Here is a 15,099-nt window from a genome sequence, read left to right on the forward strand (position 1 = left end):
ATAGAGGTTCGATTGTTTCTGATCGTGCGAAGGTCATTGACGTTTCATCGCTCGCCACTTGGATGGAGAGACCCCCATCCTTTGCTTGAAATGCCGGTTAAAGCTGGATAGGGTAGCGCAGCCTACCTGTTCCGAAATATTCAGAATGCTGTTGTCAGTATGGCACAGCAATGCGGAAGCCATCTGCATTCGAACATGAATCAGGTAATCGAGCGGAGCCATTCCCATACAGGAGCGGAACGTACGGCGGAAATGGGTGACGCTGAGATTGCAGGCTGCCGCCAACGCATCGATTCCTGTCGGCTCCATATAATGCTGTGAGATGTACTCCAGTGATTTAGAAATTTTGTTCATGGAAGCCCGATCAATCGCTTCAGCTTCAAACGCTTGGTCAGACAAAGGCTTGATGATTCTGTCAATGAGGGTTATCAGGCTCCAAACAGAGCTTCTAACGGCGGATTCATACCCCGTCATCTGCTGGCCCAATTCTTTCATAAGGAATTCCGCCATTAACGAAATCTCGGGAGCGTCGCTGGGATTGACGATATTCGTAAACCGTGAGTATCCAGGTGGAGCTGACTCATTCCATGCTTGAGGACATACAGTGCCGAGAAGCGTTTTTGGATCCAAGAAGCAAAAATGCCAGCGGCTTACCTGACCTTTTACGCTTTGGGCAAGATGGAGCTGGCCCGGAAAAATAATACACACATCGCCTTTTGAATAGGGCAGTATTTTTTCTTCTACGATAAACACGCCCGAGCCTTCGCAGCAATATCCGATCTCCAAGCAATTATGATAGTGCAAATAGGTGATATCAGCATCTCTCTGGATAAAATTCTCGATCCAATCTACAGGAAACCTTGGTGGAAGTAGATACGGCTGAGAAATTACTTCATATGAGGTTGGTCGTTTCTGCATAGTTTTTGGTTCCTTTTCAGCAGAATTGTCATCTGTTTTATTATAATCTGGATTTGAAAACGAATACACTAGGAAAGCAAAAGCGGAAGGAGATTTGATATGGCGTATCCGGCGGAACCGAAATTGAACGAGCTGGCCACGAGAATCATTGAATACGGGCGTTTGGCTCATGAATACGGTGCAACTGACGTTTCCGACGTCTTGTTGGAAGTGGAACGGGCGATGAAGGCTTCTCTTCAAAAAATGCAAGATCTGCCTGTCGACGAGGCGCTTGCTTCGCAAGAGCCGAATGATCTGAAGGGGATTCAAGCGTTACGGTCTGACGGACCCCGAAGAATGTGGAAATCGTTCGATAAGACTGTTTATAAAAATAAGCTGGAAGGTGCTATGCTGGCTCGATTCGCCGGATGTACGCTCGGAGCTCCGGTGGAACTATGGGGAGTCGATGAAATGAAGAGCTGGGCCGAGTATATTGGCGATCATTTCCCGCCGCAGAACTATTGGTCCAAAGCGAAGACTCCAAACCATCTGCGATATGGGAAGAGCACTTTCTATGAATATACCCTTGAAGGTCTGAATTGCGTTCCGGTTGACGATGACGTTACGTACACGATCCTGGGACTGCTCATTGCCGAGGAGCATGGGACACATTTTACCACGGAGGATGTGGGGAAGAGCTGGTTGAAATATTTGCCGTATGCCTGCACAGCTGAGGAAGTCGCCCTTCTTAACTTGAAGGCAGGCAGGACGGCGATGGAAGCGGCGGATGTGAACAATCCGTACTGTCAATGGATCGGCGGAGACATTCGATCCGACCCGTGGGCCTATATCGCTCCCGGAATCCCCTCGAAAGCCGCGGAGTATGCGTACCGCGACGCCTACTTGAGCCATCGAAGGAACGGCATCTATGGCGAAATGTTTTTCAGCGCCGCGCAAGCTGCCGCCTTCGAGGTTGATCATCCGGTAGATGCTCTGCGCATCGGGTTAACTGAAATTCCTAGAGGGTGCAACCTATATAAGGATATTGAATGGGCGCTCTCCATCGGAAAGGATATCCGGAATTATGCAGAAGCCAGGGAGGCTGTGAACAATCGTTTTAAAGGTATGCACAGCGTTCATACGAACAACAATGCTTGCTTGACCGTATTCGGATTAATGATCGGAGGGACGGACGTGTCCAAGGTCATATCGGAGACAGTGGCGATGGGGCTGGACAATGATTGCACGGCCGCGACCGCGGGCAGCATTGTCGGTGCGATCGTCGGCAAGGAGGGGGTGCCTGCCCATTGGTACGCGCCATTCCATGATACAGTAAAGACGTATATGATCGGGAAGGAGACATTCAAGATCAGCGATCTGGTAGAGAGATTTGCCGCAGTAGCGGAGCAAACATTTAACGATGCTTAAGCGAGGATCCATTTACGAGGGTAAGAGCATAACTCACATAAGAAACCGCGAATATCGCGGTTTCTGCTTGTTTTAGAAGACGATTATTTGATTATGAGCTTACTTGCTGATCGCCTTCGAAGAATAACTAAAACCATTTTCCCCCTTGTGATCTTCCGTATTTAGCGTTTACCCTGTAAGTAGCTGAGCAGATGAATAGTGCTATGCATGATGAGTAATAATCCGAATTTGATATTCAAACTTCATGTAACAAGGAAATATGAATACACACACTGCAGTTAAATACTAAATAGATTATCAGTTAAAAAGGAGAGATGCTATGAATTATAACGAGGTTTTGCAAATCATGGATGCACACTTACTTCCATCCGTATTGGAATTGTACGGGTTGGAGGGCTATGAAATCCAGCTGATTCCACCCCATGAAGGAGGGCGGAATGTCGTTTATGCCTTTGAGAAAGAAGGAGCCGACGCAAAAATACTGCGAATCGCTTTCTTACCTGACAGAAGCCGGGATGATTTTCTGGCCGAGGTTGAATATATCCGCTATTTATTTGAGCACGGAGGCAGCGTCTCCAATGTAATCAGCTCCCGGAATGGGAATCTGCTTGAGGAGATTACCCATAATCAGCATCCCTTTTTTATCTGCCTGTTTGAAAAGGCTAGAGGAAAAATGCTTGCGGAAAATCATTATCGTTACCGGGAAGGAGCTCCTATATCCGAATACTATTACAACTGCGGTAAAGTCTTAGGGAAGCTGCACCAATTATCAAAAGAGTACACACCTGTCCACCGCAGGCATCATTTTTCCGACAAATTCAATGCCGAATATATCGATAAACTGATTCCTGACTCCCTATCTCTGCTGAAGAAGAAGCTGGTTGAGCTCCTTCATGCTTTAGAAGGATTGGACAGAGGCCATGAGACTTACGGTATGATCCATTTTGATTACAACGATGGGAATTATTCGATCGATTTTGATACAGGGCAAATCACGGTATACGATTTCGATAATTCATGCTTCGGCTGGTACATGTATGACTTGGCAAGTGTCTGGGGAAACGGAGTAGGCTGGATCCAGTTCGAACCAGACGCCGGTAAACGTAAAGCCTTTATGGATGATTACTTTGAAACGGTCCTTGAGGGATACAGATCCGAGACCAAGCTGGAAGATTCGATGCTGGATCAGCTCCGATTATTTATACAGGCGTGTGTCATGGAAAATATTGTGGATGCATTCGAAGTGATGAAAAACACCGGCGAGGAACCGGACTGTGATGAGCGGCTGTCGTATTTTATAAAATGCATGGAAGACGATATCCCGTATGAAGGATAGTTCCATGAGATCTATTCGTGCGAAGACCCCTTTGAATATGAGGAACGTAAGATATAAGTCGATATTATAGCGAACTCAAAATAAAATATGAAGAAGGAAGATATATGATTTTAGTGAATGTTTGGAGCACACCCCCCAATCATAATTTGGGGGGTGTTTTTTTGCGAGTTTATCGAATGTTAATCATTTCGATATAAACTGTTAATTTCTTTCTGGCCAGCTCTTAAGATCATGCATTTATTCTAATGAGAAGGATTTAGAAAATATAGAGAGGAGTTGACAAAATGGTCCTTTACTACATAATAGCCGCTTTTGTATTAATTGCCGATCAGGCGGCCAAATAGCAGCTGATTCCTTCTTAAGCATCGGAGTCATTAGTGTGTTCTTTTCTAGCTTGAGAGAGTCTCCTAAGAAGGAACATGATGCGCCCCTTCAATAAGCGCCGGATCACATGACTATGCTTAATCGAATGTTAATATTTTTCATACCAATCTTTTATTTCTCAAAAATCAACTTTTCATGTTCAGCCTTTACGATTAGGAAAACAAGGTCGCTAAGACATGAGGGGAGAACGCTTATGGAAAACAAGATCCTACTTGATGCAAAGGGATTGACGAAAACCTTCGGTTCCAGGACCGCTGTCAATGGTCTTAATCTTCGGATTAAGGAAGGCGATATTTACGGTTTCCTTGGCACCAACGGATCCGGTAAAACAACAACGATCCGAATACTAACGGGACTTATCCATCCCGATGCAGGCGAAGTGAGGATTGGAGGATATCAATTGAAGTCACATTTTAAAGATGCAATAGCACTTGTCGGCGCTATTGTAGAGCAGCCAGCCTTCTATACCTATCTTTCCGCCTATGACAATCTCATGCTGACAGCGAACCTCCTGACGGGCGTGACAAGAAGACGCGTGCTAGAAGTCCTTGAGATCGTTGGACTGTCCGATCGGGCAAAAGACAAGGTTGGTTCCTATTCGCTCGGGATGAGGCAGCGTCTTGGTATTGCGAGCTCGCTTCTAAACGAGCCGAAGCTGATCATTCTTGACGAACCTACGAACGGACTTGACCCGCAAGGAATGAAGGGAATTAGAGAAATGATCGCGCAGCTTGCTGCGGAGCAAGGCATTACTTTCCTCATTTCTAGCCATCTGCTGCATGAAGTCGAACAAATGTGCAGCAAGATCGGCATTATCCGACACGGTAAGCTGGTGGCGGAAGGCGATGTCCAGCAGCTGCTCTCATCTGGAGGACCCAGAACGCTCGAGCAATACTTTTTGGACATAACGGAAGGAGATGGTAGGTCGTGATTCGATTGATCCAAAACGAGCTTTACAAAACATTCAGATTAAAGAAAATGTATATATTTATAGCCATTCTGATCATCCATGCTTGCATGACCGTCTATTTTTATCAGTCTGGCGGGGAATGGAAGTCGGTCATTGTTACGCCGAACGGGCAATCCCTTCCTTTAGCGCTCATAAACAGCTTGGCCCAATTCATGACCATCTTCATTCCCGTTTACGTGGCAGACTTGATTACTGGCGATATAAAAGCAGGCACGTTCAAGCTGACGCTGCTGCGACCCGTCGGACGGATCGAATGGCTCAATGCCAAAATCGCCTCATTATTCGTATTCATCTTAGTCCTGGTTGTTTTATCCCTCGCAGCAGAGTACGCGATTGGAACGCTTGCCTTCGGTTGGGGCGAGTATACATTCTATGCTGGAGAGGAGTACACAGGAGAGGAAGGGGTATGGTTAACGATTCGGCTGACGTTCTCAATGCTGCTGCCGTACATGGCTTGCGGAATGATTGTCGTTTTATTGGCTGTCATGGCCACGAACATTAGTACTACGATTGGGCTCTCCATCGGAATTTTGACTGCCGCACAATCCTTGAATGCGTTCGAGATGATCAAACCCTATTCCGTTGTGAACCACATGTACTATTTTCATGAAATCGTCCATAAGGCTACTTGGGAAGCCGTGTTTCAGAACACCGCGATTATCGCAGCATACATCGTATTGTTCTATGCCGCCAGTGCGTTGATCATCAAGAAAAAAGATCTAATCCAATAGGAGGGGGCCCTTCCTGCTCAAGGTTTTCCGATAAGTGCTACTAGGCGATTTTTTCAAGGAAGGCCATGTTCACTTTCACTTATATTGGTATCTACTACGAAGCGAGTGTTATGATACAGGAGAAGGATATATATGGATATGAATGAGGTGAACCCGTGCAGCTCGACCGGATTATGATCGTGGAAGATGAGAAAGAAATTGCGGATTTGTTAAAGGATTACCTTGTAGAAGAGCACTTCGAAGTCATCGTCGCTAGCGACGGGCTAGAGGCCGTTCGATTGTTCAGGGAAACCCGGCCGCAATTGATGATTTTGGATATCATGCTGCCCCATTTAAACGGGATTGAAGTATGCCGAACGATTCGCTCCGAATCGTCCATACCCATTATCATGCTTAGCGCCAAGAAGAGCGATGTCGATAAAATTCTCGGATTAGGAATCGGCGCGGACGATTATGTAGTCAAGCCTTTCAGTCCAGGCGAGGTGATTGCAAGGGTCAGGGCGCAGCTCCGCAGAGTGAATCAGCTGTCGTCACCAATGCCGCCATCGGATATCATCCGACATAAAGATCTGGAACTCGATCTCAAAGCCTACGAAGTGAGCGTTCGAAATCAACCTGTTCAATGCTCGGCGAAGGAGTTTGAAGTACTCCGCTTTTTGGCCTTTCATCCGAATCAGGTGTTAACTCGCGAACAAATCTTTCAAAATGTCTGGGGTTTCGAAGAACGCGGAGACTTGAATACGGTAACCGTCCATATTAAGAAAATCCGGGAGAAAATTGAGCGGGATCCCGCCAACCCGACCTTGATCAAAACGGTATGGGGCGTAGGCTATAAGCTTGATGGTGGTTTGCGATGAAGACCGGAATCCGCTTTAAACTGATCGCTTCACTAACCGGGATTATATTTGTTCCTGTAATCTTGATGACGATATCCGGGGTTCGCGTGAAAGAGCAGGGCCCAAGCGGCGGAACTATGGGGATATTCATTTTCGTGATCGGCACGCTAGTGGTGGCGTATCTTCTATGCGCCTATATATTGGCTTATGTGATTACAAGACGTGTCCTTCTGCCCCTAAAGGAACTGAACAATGCAGCGGAGCAAATTATAAACGGCAACTTGGATTTTCAAATCCGCAACCGCTACCATGACGAGGTAGGACGCTTCAGCGACGTATTTGAATTAATGCGTGCAAGGTTGAAGGAATCCCTGGATCAGCAAACTTCTTACGAACGTTCGCGCAATGAACTGATTGCCAACATCTCTCATGATTTGCGAACGCCGATAACCTCGATTCGCGGCTATGTCGAAGGTTTGCAGGATGGCATAGCACGCGATGAACAAAAGGTGAGCAAATACCTGGCCGTGATCAAAAACAAAACAGAGCAGCTGGATCGCATGATTGAAGACCTGTTTCAATTCGCTCAATTGGAGGCGGGGCACCTAATCATGGACGCCCGGGTCATCGACAGCCAAGTCTTGCTTGAAGCAATCATAGCCCCTTACGAGATCGAGTTTCAGGATGCTCCGGTTGGATTATCCGTCGAACGGCCATTCCCTTCCAGACTTGTAAGGGCGGACGCTGATCGTATTGCCCAAGTGTTTGAAAATTTGATCGAAAACGCCAAAAGATATGCCGGAGATTTAACGGAAATTACCGTTTCTATGAAAGATGAAGGAGATTGTCTGCTTATTGCGGTCAAAGACAATGGGAAAGGCATCGCTGAAGTGGATGTGCCATATTTGTTTGAACGGTTTTACCGTGGAGAGAAGTCCCGTTCCAGAGCGTTCGGAGGCGCAGGTCTGGGACTGGTCATTTGCAAACAAATCGTGGAAGATCATGGCGGCCGGATTTGGGTCAGGAGTACAGATGGTAGCGGAGCCGAATTTTATTTTACCTTGCCGGTTTTCAAGGATGAATAAACGTTCCTGACCGGACGCCGGATGTTCCCTTCATCTCTCAATTGATAGAGTGCTTCTTATGGTACGTATACGCTTAATCTCCCTTTTAAGCCTTCTGCAATTTCTCTTGGCATTTCCTTTACCTTGATATCATCCCCGAGGAAAAGCAGCCAATTGGTTATTTCGGTTACTTCTTCTGAATGATGCACATTGATAAAAGTCTTTAAGGTCGCTGTGGTTTGATACGGATTCGTATAAGCAAGCGAAAACCTCAAAGGGTGGTATTTTTTGAACTGGGCAATCGCCTTTGGACCGAGATCAAGGACAAGGTTGGCTGCCTCCTCCTGCTTACTGAGCTCGGATATCTTTTTCTTGTTCATTCTTTTTTTCACAGGGTATGGTTGTACATCAGTGAGATTGTCGACAGGGATGATCCGCCTTTTTTCAGCCTCTAGGTCCAAGCCATCAATTTGCCATTGGCTTTTTTCCCGATATAGATGCAAGAGATAAATCGGATATGACTTGGTTACCTTCTCTTCTTTGACGAAGAGCATTAAATACCTGTCCCCAAGAAGAATTTGAATGAGATGTTCCAACATCGGATGGGGGAGATCAGTCAGGTCAAGCAGGTCCGGATTATTGGGGTTAGTTCCTTCGAACAGCAAAATTTGATTTAGAAGCACCAGGTCATCTTGCTGGTTTTCCGAGATGAGACCCAGCAATTTTTCGGCTAAAGAGTGACGGCTCTTTAAATATGGCAGTTGTTGATTTCTTGTGGCCATAAAGGCGATAAACAGGGCTCTAATCTCATTATCGGTAAAGCGGACCGTAGGGAGGACGGAGTTGTTCATGACAAAATATCCTCCATCCCTCCCGACCTCAGCGACAAGCGGCATTCCCATCGCTTCAATTTCTCTGATATCGCGAATCGCGGTCGAACGAGAGATGTTAAATTCCCTCATGATTTCAGAAATGGTAAAGTGGGCGCGGTTGTTGATATACCGCATGATGGTGTTGATCCGTTCAACTTTTTTCATCGGGCCCTCCTAAACAGTATCACTTTTTGACATGGTTTAAAGTTATTATAAACCCATCAAGTGAAAAAACAAATCATTTGATAAATTTAAGAAGAGGAAGGTTTGGAATATGACCAATTACAGTATTGAGGAAAAAGACAGCTTTATCGTATTAGGGATCGGAACGGAGCTTCAAAGCGATTACACCGACTATGCCGGCATCAACAAGGAGAAGGCCGACTTTTGGGAGGCCGTAAAACAAGATGGAAAGCTTGACACATTAAAGGCCGTGGCCGCAAATGACTACATCTTTGCCGTAAACGAAGCCGTGAATAACAAGATGATGTATTACGCTGGCGTGATGACCGAGGCATCGATACCGGAAGCGACCAGAGCGATCCAATTTCCTAAAGGGGAATACCTCGTTGTAAAAGGAGAAGCGCAGAGCGCTGATGAGTTGAGTCAGATGCTTACAGGTATCGCCTTTGGACAAGCGCTGCCGGAAACACAGGAGGTTGCCTATGTCGGTGGCCCCAACGCAACGGTGGAAATGGGGCAGCGAAACGGCCTCGTATTTGGTGAAATGTGGATTCCTGTCGTTAGGAAATAAGTAGACCCGTATCTAATCTGTGCCATTCTACATACCGAAAACATTTCAGCCTTTTTGGGATCGGTGCAAGAACTGGATGATCAAACAGGAGAACAGCCGGTCACAGTGTAGAAGCAACGGGGCACGATTTCCATAATAGCAATTACCGCCTTCTTATGAGGGCGGTTTTTATTTATCCAAAAATCCTCTCTCTCTATATATAGATTTATGATTTTCCGATTGTAAGCGCCCTTCGAAGAAAACACAGCTGCGGCTTAAGAAACGACATGTTGCAAGAAGCGATCGGAAGGTATGATGTTCAAGAAAGCCAAGCTGATCAAATTCTATTAAGGAGGAACCCGAAATGCTACGATTTCGGCTTCATGAATTGAAGGATACGAGGTCTGGCCATATACTCGGAGACCTTCTGCCCGGCGATTATTTATGCGCCGGTGGTCTCGCTTTCACGAAGCCCGGCGAAAGAAGCCATACGAACGACGGACCCGGAGGCTTGGATATACATACGCATCCGGATCGAGAGGCGTTCATCATAATCCAAGGGTACGGCATCATGGAGGTGGATGGAGTGGAGCACGTTGTAACCACAGGGGATATCCTGATTATTGAAGCTGGCGAAGACCATCACCTTCGTTCCAGCGAAGACGATCCGCTCGTAACATTGTGGTGTCACGCGGGGCACGTTCGCCATAAAAGTCAGGCGGAATGATGAAACAACGTCGTAGAAAAACACAGGGCAGTATGGAGACGCGACATGGAGCTTACATAGTCTGTCGTTTTATGATCGATTTGCAGGATATGAGAACCTGTACCAAACAGTGCGGGCACAGCCTGAATTTTGAAGATGGAATGGAGTTGACATCTATGCAGTACAGAAGACTGGGTAACAGTGGATTGAAGGTGAGCGAAATCGCACTCGGCAGCTGGCTTACCGTCGGAGCGGCTTCAGATCCCAGGCTTCCGGAGAGGATCATCGACCGCGCTTATGGGCATGGCATAAATCTATTTGATACGGCGAACGTCTATCATCATGGTGAAGCAGAAAGGATCGTTGGGCATGCATTGGCCAAATACGAACGAAGCTCATATGTTCTGGCCACAAAGGTTTGCGTGCCGGTAGGAGACGGCCCCAATGACCGCGGCTTGTCCCGCAAGCATATTCGCGAGCAGTGCGACTTGAGCTTGAAGCGGCTTGGCGTCGACTATATCGACTTGTATCAGTGTCACCGGTACGATCCCGACACGCCGCTCGACGAAACGCTCCGGGCTCTCGATGATCTGGTGAAAGCGGGCAAAGTGTTGTACACAGGTGTGAGCATGTGGAAACCGGCGCAGATCGTGGATGCGGTTCGGACGGGCGCCGAATTGAACCTGAACCGCATCATCTCCAGTCAACCGCAATACCATATGCTCCTTCGCGAACCGGAACTGGAGCTGATCCCGGTTTGCGAGAAGGAGGGTCTCGGCCAAATCGTATTCTCTCCGCTTGCCCAAGGCGCGCTTACTGGCAAATACGAGCCTGGCGGTATGATCCCGCCAAGCTCGAGGGCGGCGGACCCGAAGCAGAACGGAGCCATCTCCCGCTGGATTGACGAGGATCACCTGAAGCGGGTGCAGCGACTGAAACCGATCGCGGATCATGCCGGCATCTCGCTTGCACAAATGGCGCTAGCCTGGATTCTGCGTCAGCCATCCGTGGCCAGCTGCATCGTCGGAGCCTCGAGACCAGAGCAGGTGGACCATAACGTCCACGCTTCCGGTATCCGGCTTGACGCGGCTACGCTCGATGCCATTGATGCTGCGCTTAAATTCGAAGAGAAGTAGCACATGATTTACAGAAGGAGTGAAGAATATGCCGGGAAACACGCCCATTGCCGCATCGAAGCCGCCCAAACGCACTTCCATGTCCCGATCGAGGTTGAGCCAGTTCCGCAAATACAAGGTTCTTTACATCATCTCGCTGCCAGGATTGTTGTATTTCATCGTATTCAAATACATTCCGTTGCTAGGCTCGGCCATGGCGTTCCAGGATTACAACATATTCAATGGATTTTCTGCAAGTCCGTGGGTCGGGCTGGAGCATTTCCGACGCATGTTTGAATACAGCGAATTTTTGCGGATTTTGAAGAACACGGTTTTAATCGGTGGTTATGACCTCATCTTTGCTTTTCCCGTGCCGATCATTTTGGCGATCCTGCTGAATGAGATGAGGGTGGTTTTGTTTAAGCGAGTGCTGCAAACCGTCGTGTACATGCCTCATTTTTTATCATGGGTCATCATTGGGGGCATCGCCATCGGTATTTTGTCCCCGTCCACGGGGCTCGTAAACAGCATGCTCGAATCGCTAGGTTTGGACTCCATTTATTTTCTCGGGGAAGAGTCCTATATCCGAAGCATTCTCGTAGGATCAGGCATTTGGAAGGACAGCGGTTGGGGCACGATCGTATACCTTGCGGCGCTCGCCGGCATCAATCCTGAACTGTACGAGGCTGCCCGCATCGATGGTGCCAATCGCTGGAAGCAAATTTCGAAGATTACTATACCGGCCATTTTGCCAACGGTCGTCATCATGTTTTTGCTGCATATTGGCAACTTTCTTGATTTCGGTTTCGAACGGGTATTTGTGTTCCTGAACCCGTTAAATGAAAATAGCGGCGATATTCTGGATACGTATATCTATCGCGTCGGTTTGATCCAGCAGCAATACAGCTACACGACCGCCATCGGTTTGTTCAAATCCGTGGTCGGCCTTGGCCTGATCATGATCGGCAACACGCTGAGCAAGAAAGCGACGGGCAGCGGACTGTATTAATTTTACGAATCAAAAGGAGGGTTGCGGCATGCAGCCATCATCGAAGCTTCGTCGTTTCCATTTATTTGACGGCATGAACTATATCTTTATGACGCTGCTCGGGATAATGATGATTTTTCCGATTTTACACGTACTGGCTAAGTCTCTGAGCAGTGAAGCGGCTATCAATAGCGGGCGCGTTTCGCTGATTCCGGTCGATCTGACCTTCGATAATTATCAAGTTATTCTCAATGATCCGTCGATCTTGCGCGCGTTCGGCGTCAGCGTGTTCATTACGGTCGTCGGCACCTTGATCAATCTCGTCTCGACCGCATCGCTCGCTTACCCCCTGTCCAGGCAGGAGTATCAGGGACGCAAGCCCATTCTGATGCTCATTCTCGTTACTTTCATTTTCTCGGCGCCGCTTATCCCGAACTTTCTGCTTATCAAAAATCTGCATTTGCTCGATACGCTGTGGGCACTTATGATCCCAGGCGCAATCAGCGCCTATAATTTATTCATCATGAGGTCTTTCTATATGAGCCTGCCTAATGAGTTGATCGACTGCGCCAGAACAGACGGAGCTTCAGAGCTTAGGATCATATGGAGCGTCGTGCTCCCGCTGTCCAAACCGATCATGGCGACGATGGGGTTGTTCTATGCAGTCACGCATTGGAATTCATACTCGCAAGCGTTATATTACATCAACTCGCGCACGCTGTATCCGCTGCAGCTCAGGCTTCAGGAAATCGTGATGAATAACTCCATGGCCGAGGCGGGAGGTTTGATGGAGGAGTTGTCGAACGTGTCGCCAAGCGGCGTCCAAATGTCCGTCATAATCGTATCGGTGCTGCCGATCATGCTGGTGTATCCTTTTCTGCAAAAATATTTTGTGAAAGGCATGCTCATCGGTTCGATCAAATCGTAGCCCATGATAAAAAAACACACATCCATAATAAATATGCCATAACCATTAATTTTTATATTTAGTAACTTATTGTTGTGGTTTATTCAATGAAAAGGAGATGAAGGTTACGATGAAGAGACGACTAAGCCTGATGCTAGCCATCATTCTTGCAGTCGGAAGTGTAAGCGCTTGCGCTGGTGGCGGCAGCACTCCAGGCAACTCGAGTGAGGGGCAGACCAATCAACAACCGGCCCAAACCGGCGAGACCGGCCATTCGGGAGCGGAGGAGCCTCTGAAGTTCAGCATGTCGATCACGACAAGCGGCAATCCCCATGTGGAGCAGTCTCCGGATATCAACAAAGATAAATGGGTGCTGGAACTGGAGAAGCGTACGAATACCGACGTTCAGTTGACTACGATTCCGCTTAAAGATTTCGATTCCAAAATGTCGATTATGTTCGCAAGCAATAATATCCCCGACGTCGTGCAAAACGTGGGAGGTGCGACGGACAAATCGATGGCAGGGTCCGTCCAAGCCGGTGTCTTCATGCCGCTCGACGATCTGCTGAAGCAACACGCGCCGAACATCATGAAGCACGTCACGGAAGCAGCCTGGGACGAAGTCAGTTATAAGGGCAAGATTTACGGCATCCCGAACTGGCTAAGCAATCCGTCCAGACGAGCCACGTTCATTCGGACCGATCTGCTGAAGCAAACCGGATTGCCCGTGCCGAAGACGCCGGAGGAATTCCTTGATGTCATTCGCGCATTCAAGAAGCTGGGTGTCGAAAATCCGTACCAGCTTCGCATGGACTTCAAGTACGCCGACCTCTTCTTCGGCCCTTACGACGCGTTAGGCTATCAGTTCATGCAGCAGGGCGACGAGATCGTTCCCAAGTTTTTCGACGTAGACAATATGACCAAGGCGCTGACCATGTACAAAACCATGTATGATGAAGGCTTGGTACCAAAAGACTTTGCCACATTGAATGTAACTACATACGCAGAGAATATCAATGGCGGCAAAGCCGGCATGTGGACGTCCAACGCTGCGGGGCTGCTCGATTTCCGCTCGAAGATCAAAGCGGTTGATCCGAAGGCCGAGGTTGAAATCATTCCGTCACCGGTCGGGCCTGAAGGACTGAGCGGTTACGGATTGTACAGCTCGGTTATTACGTCTTTGTACATCAACAAGAATGTGCCGGAGGAAAAAGCGATCCGCATTATCAAGATGCTGGATTGGATGCTGACCGATGAAGCCAAAATGTTCTTCACCTTCGGCATCGAAGGGGAGAATTACACGATCGATAATGGCAAAGTGAATTACAAAGCGCCTACAACCGCGGAAGAAGAAGCCGAGCAAGGCTTCAGGGGCATGCTGGGATTCGTGGGCGATGCGACAATCAATCGGATGCGGATGGAGCAGCTCGAAGGCGGCCAAGACGTGCTGGATGCGCTGGATAACACACTGGCCAGAGAAGGGGTGGGCGGCATTATCTTTATCCCTGATTTGGAATCGTTCCAGCGGTATCCGGACCTCGCTTCCAAGCGGCCGGATCAGGCGCCTAAGATCATCGTCGACCATATGGTCAAAATGATTTACGGCAACGAGGATATCGCCGATTGGCCCAAGGTCATCGAGGAATATCGCCAGAAAGGCGGCAACGAGATTATTAAGGAAGCAACCGAACGATTTAACAACAAGGACGGCGTTGTTATCCAGGAGTCGCGCCTTCGATAACCCAGCGAATGCTTGGAATGCAAGGCTTGCAAATCCAGTCGCCGATACCAGGCCATCCCCGGGGGATGGCCTCAGAGTGTCGAGAAAGTCCAACGGACTTTTCGACACTCTATTTTTTATATGGGGAATCATATCTTTTAAAATAAAAATCGATTTAAAGCGCTCTGAGAACCCTACTTCAGTGACCGACGAGGCAATTTTAAACCCCCTGCAAAAAAACAGGGGGTTTCTCGACAGCCTGAGGCCATCCCCGGGGGATGGCCTTATCGTTACCGACATCGAGGACCAGGACATGAACGAGATTGAGTTTTTGCTGTCCCCATTTTTTAAGAACCTCGATCTCGATACCGTCGATTCGGGCCCAAGCTATGGAGTGCCGGATATGATTTGA

At 48.0% G+C, this 15,099-nt stretch carries 15 protein-coding genes; 13 read left to right on the top strand and 2 right to left on the bottom strand.

The window, feature by feature from the left end; all coding sequences use genetic code 11:
• Positions 1 to 33: 33 nt before the first annotated feature.
• Positions 34 to 987, bottom strand: coding sequence for an AraC family transcriptional regulator (locus NSQ46_RS14755; RefSeq protein ID WP_342576918.1), 954 nt, complete (start codon positions 985 to 987; stop codon positions 34 to 36).
• Positions 988 to 1,017: 30 nt separating this feature from the next.
• On the opposite strand from NSQ46_RS14755, the gene NSQ46_RS14760 reads away from it, so the two are divergent.
• The 6 genes from NSQ46_RS14760 (at position 1,018) to NSQ46_RS14785 (ending at position 7,667) form a co-directional block, all read left to right on the top strand.
• On the top strand, positions 1,018 to 2,325 hold the full coding sequence (locus tag NSQ46_RS14760) for an ADP-ribosylglycohydrolase family protein (protein WP_210094825.1): 1,308 nt from the start codon (positions 1,018 to 1,020) through the stop codon (positions 2,323 to 2,325).
• Positions 2,326 to 2,644: 319 nt separating this feature from the next.
• Positions 2,645 to 3,661: a phosphotransferase gene (locus NSQ46_RS14765; protein WP_342576919.1), complete on the top strand. Its 1,017-nt coding sequence runs from the start codon at positions 2,645 to 2,647 to the stop codon at positions 3,659 to 3,661.
• Between the two features lie 577 nt (positions 3,662 to 4,238).
• Complete coding sequence (locus tag NSQ46_RS14770; protein ID WP_342576920.1) at positions 4,239 to 4,976, top strand: ATP-binding cassette domain-containing protein; 738 nt, start codon at positions 4,239 to 4,241, stop codon at positions 4,974 to 4,976.
• On the top strand, positions 4,973 to 5,746 hold the full coding sequence (locus NSQ46_RS14775) for an ABC transporter permease (protein ID WP_342576921.1): 774 nt from the start codon (positions 4,973 to 4,975) through the stop codon (positions 5,744 to 5,746). The genes NSQ46_RS14770 and NSQ46_RS14775 overlap by 4 nt, the downstream gene beginning before the upstream one ends.
• Before the next feature lie 155 nt (positions 5,747 to 5,901).
• Complete coding sequence (locus NSQ46_RS14780; protein WP_341341940.1) at positions 5,902 to 6,603, top strand: response regulator transcription factor; 702 nt, start codon at positions 5,902 to 5,904, stop codon at positions 6,601 to 6,603.
• A complete protein-coding gene (locus tag NSQ46_RS14785; protein WP_342576922.1) occupies positions 6,600 to 7,667 on the top strand; it encodes a HAMP domain-containing sensor histidine kinase in 1,068 nt (355 codons plus the stop codon). The genes NSQ46_RS14780 and NSQ46_RS14785 overlap by 4 nt, the downstream gene beginning before the upstream one ends.
• A gap of 56 nt (positions 7,668 to 7,723) precedes the next feature.
• On the opposite strand, the gene NSQ46_RS14790 is transcribed toward NSQ46_RS14785, so the two are convergent.
• Positions 7,724 to 8,683, bottom strand: coding sequence for an HTH domain-containing protein (locus NSQ46_RS14790; protein ID WP_341341942.1), 960 nt, complete (start codon positions 8,681 to 8,683; stop codon positions 7,724 to 7,726).
• Positions 8,684 to 8,792: 109 nt separating this feature from the next.
• On the opposite strand from NSQ46_RS14790, the gene NSQ46_RS14795 reads away from it, so the two are divergent.
• The 7 genes from NSQ46_RS14795 (at position 8,793) to NSQ46_RS14825 (ending at position 15,099) form a co-directional block, all read left to right on the top strand.
• Positions 8,793 to 9,272 (top strand): GyrI-like domain-containing protein, encoded by a 480-nt coding sequence (locus NSQ46_RS14795; protein WP_007128165.1) that lies wholly within the window; start codon positions 8,793 to 8,795, stop codon positions 9,270 to 9,272.
• Between the two features lie 343 nt (positions 9,273 to 9,615).
• Positions 9,616 to 9,978, top strand: coding sequence for a cupin domain-containing protein (locus tag NSQ46_RS14800; RefSeq protein ID WP_007128164.1), 363 nt, complete (start codon positions 9,616 to 9,618; stop codon positions 9,976 to 9,978).
• Positions 9,979 to 10,133: 155 nt separating this feature from the next.
• Positions 10,134 to 11,093, top strand: coding sequence for an aldo/keto reductase family protein (locus NSQ46_RS14805; protein ID WP_342576924.1), 960 nt, complete (start codon positions 10,134 to 10,136; stop codon positions 11,091 to 11,093).
• Between the two features lie 79 nt (positions 11,094 to 11,172).
• Complete coding sequence (locus NSQ46_RS14810) at positions 11,173 to 12,081, top strand: ABC transporter permease subunit (protein WP_342576997.1); 909 nt, start codon at positions 11,173 to 11,175, stop codon at positions 12,079 to 12,081.
• A 28-nt stretch (positions 12,082 to 12,109) separates the two neighbouring features.
• A complete protein-coding gene (locus NSQ46_RS14815) occupies positions 12,110 to 12,988 on the top strand; it encodes a carbohydrate ABC transporter permease (protein ID WP_007128161.1) in 879 nt (292 codons plus the stop codon).
• 109 nt (positions 12,989 to 13,097) lie between these two features.
• Entirely contained in the window at positions 13,098 to 14,708 is a 1,611-nt protein-coding gene (locus tag NSQ46_RS14820) for an extracellular solute-binding protein (RefSeq protein ID WP_251534732.1), read from the top strand.
• A 76-nt stretch (positions 14,709 to 14,784) separates the two neighbouring features.
• Positions 14,785 to 15,099 (top strand): hypothetical protein, encoded by a 315-nt coding sequence (locus tag NSQ46_RS14825; RefSeq protein WP_342576925.1) that lies wholly within the window; start codon positions 14,785 to 14,787, stop codon positions 15,097 to 15,099.

The organism is Paenibacillus sp. FSL M8-0142, from assembly GCF_038597315.1.
GTDB lineage: Bacteria > Bacillota > Bacilli > Paenibacillales > Paenibacillaceae > Paenibacillus_AQ > Paenibacillus_AQ lactis.

Excerpts from the sequence above, each read along its gene's own strand:
- NSQ46_RS14810 (WP_342576997.1), top strand. The coding sequence starts at position 11,173 with ATGTCCCGATCGAGGTTGAGCCAGTTCCGCAAATACAAGGTTCTTTAC.
- NSQ46_RS14765 (WP_342576919.1), top strand. The coding sequence starts at position 2,645 with ATGAATTATAACGAGGTTTTGCAAATCATGGATGCACACTTACTTCCA.
- NSQ46_RS14805 (WP_342576924.1), top strand. The coding sequence starts at position 10,134 with ATGCAGTACAGAAGACTGGGTAACAGTGGATTGAAGGTGAGCGAAATC.
- NSQ46_RS14820 (WP_251534732.1), top strand. The coding sequence starts at position 13,098 with ATGAAGAGACGACTAAGCCTGATGCTAGCCATCATTCTTGCAGTCGGA.
- NSQ46_RS14785 (WP_342576922.1), top strand. The coding sequence starts at position 6,600 with ATGAAGACCGGAATCCGCTTTAAACTGATCGCTTCACTAACCGGGATT.
- NSQ46_RS14760 (WP_210094825.1), top strand. The coding sequence starts at position 1,018 with ATGGCGTATCCGGCGGAACCGAAATTGAACGAGCTGGCCACGAGAATC.
- NSQ46_RS14815 (WP_007128161.1), top strand. The coding sequence starts at position 12,110 with ATGCAGCCATCATCGAAGCTTCGTCGTTTCCATTTATTTGACGGCATG.
- NSQ46_RS14770 (WP_342576920.1), top strand. The coding sequence starts at position 4,239 with ATGGAAAACAAGATCCTACTTGATGCAAAGGGATTGACGAAAACCTTC.
- NSQ46_RS14790 (WP_341341942.1), bottom strand. The coding sequence starts at position 8,683 with ATGAAAAAAGTTGAACGGATCAACACCATCATGCGGTATATCAACAAC.
- NSQ46_RS14800 (WP_007128164.1), top strand. The coding sequence starts at position 9,616 with ATGCTACGATTTCGGCTTCATGAATTGAAGGATACGAGGTCTGGCCAT.
- NSQ46_RS14795 (WP_007128165.1), top strand. The coding sequence starts at position 8,793 with ATGACCAATTACAGTATTGAGGAAAAAGACAGCTTTATCGTATTAGGG.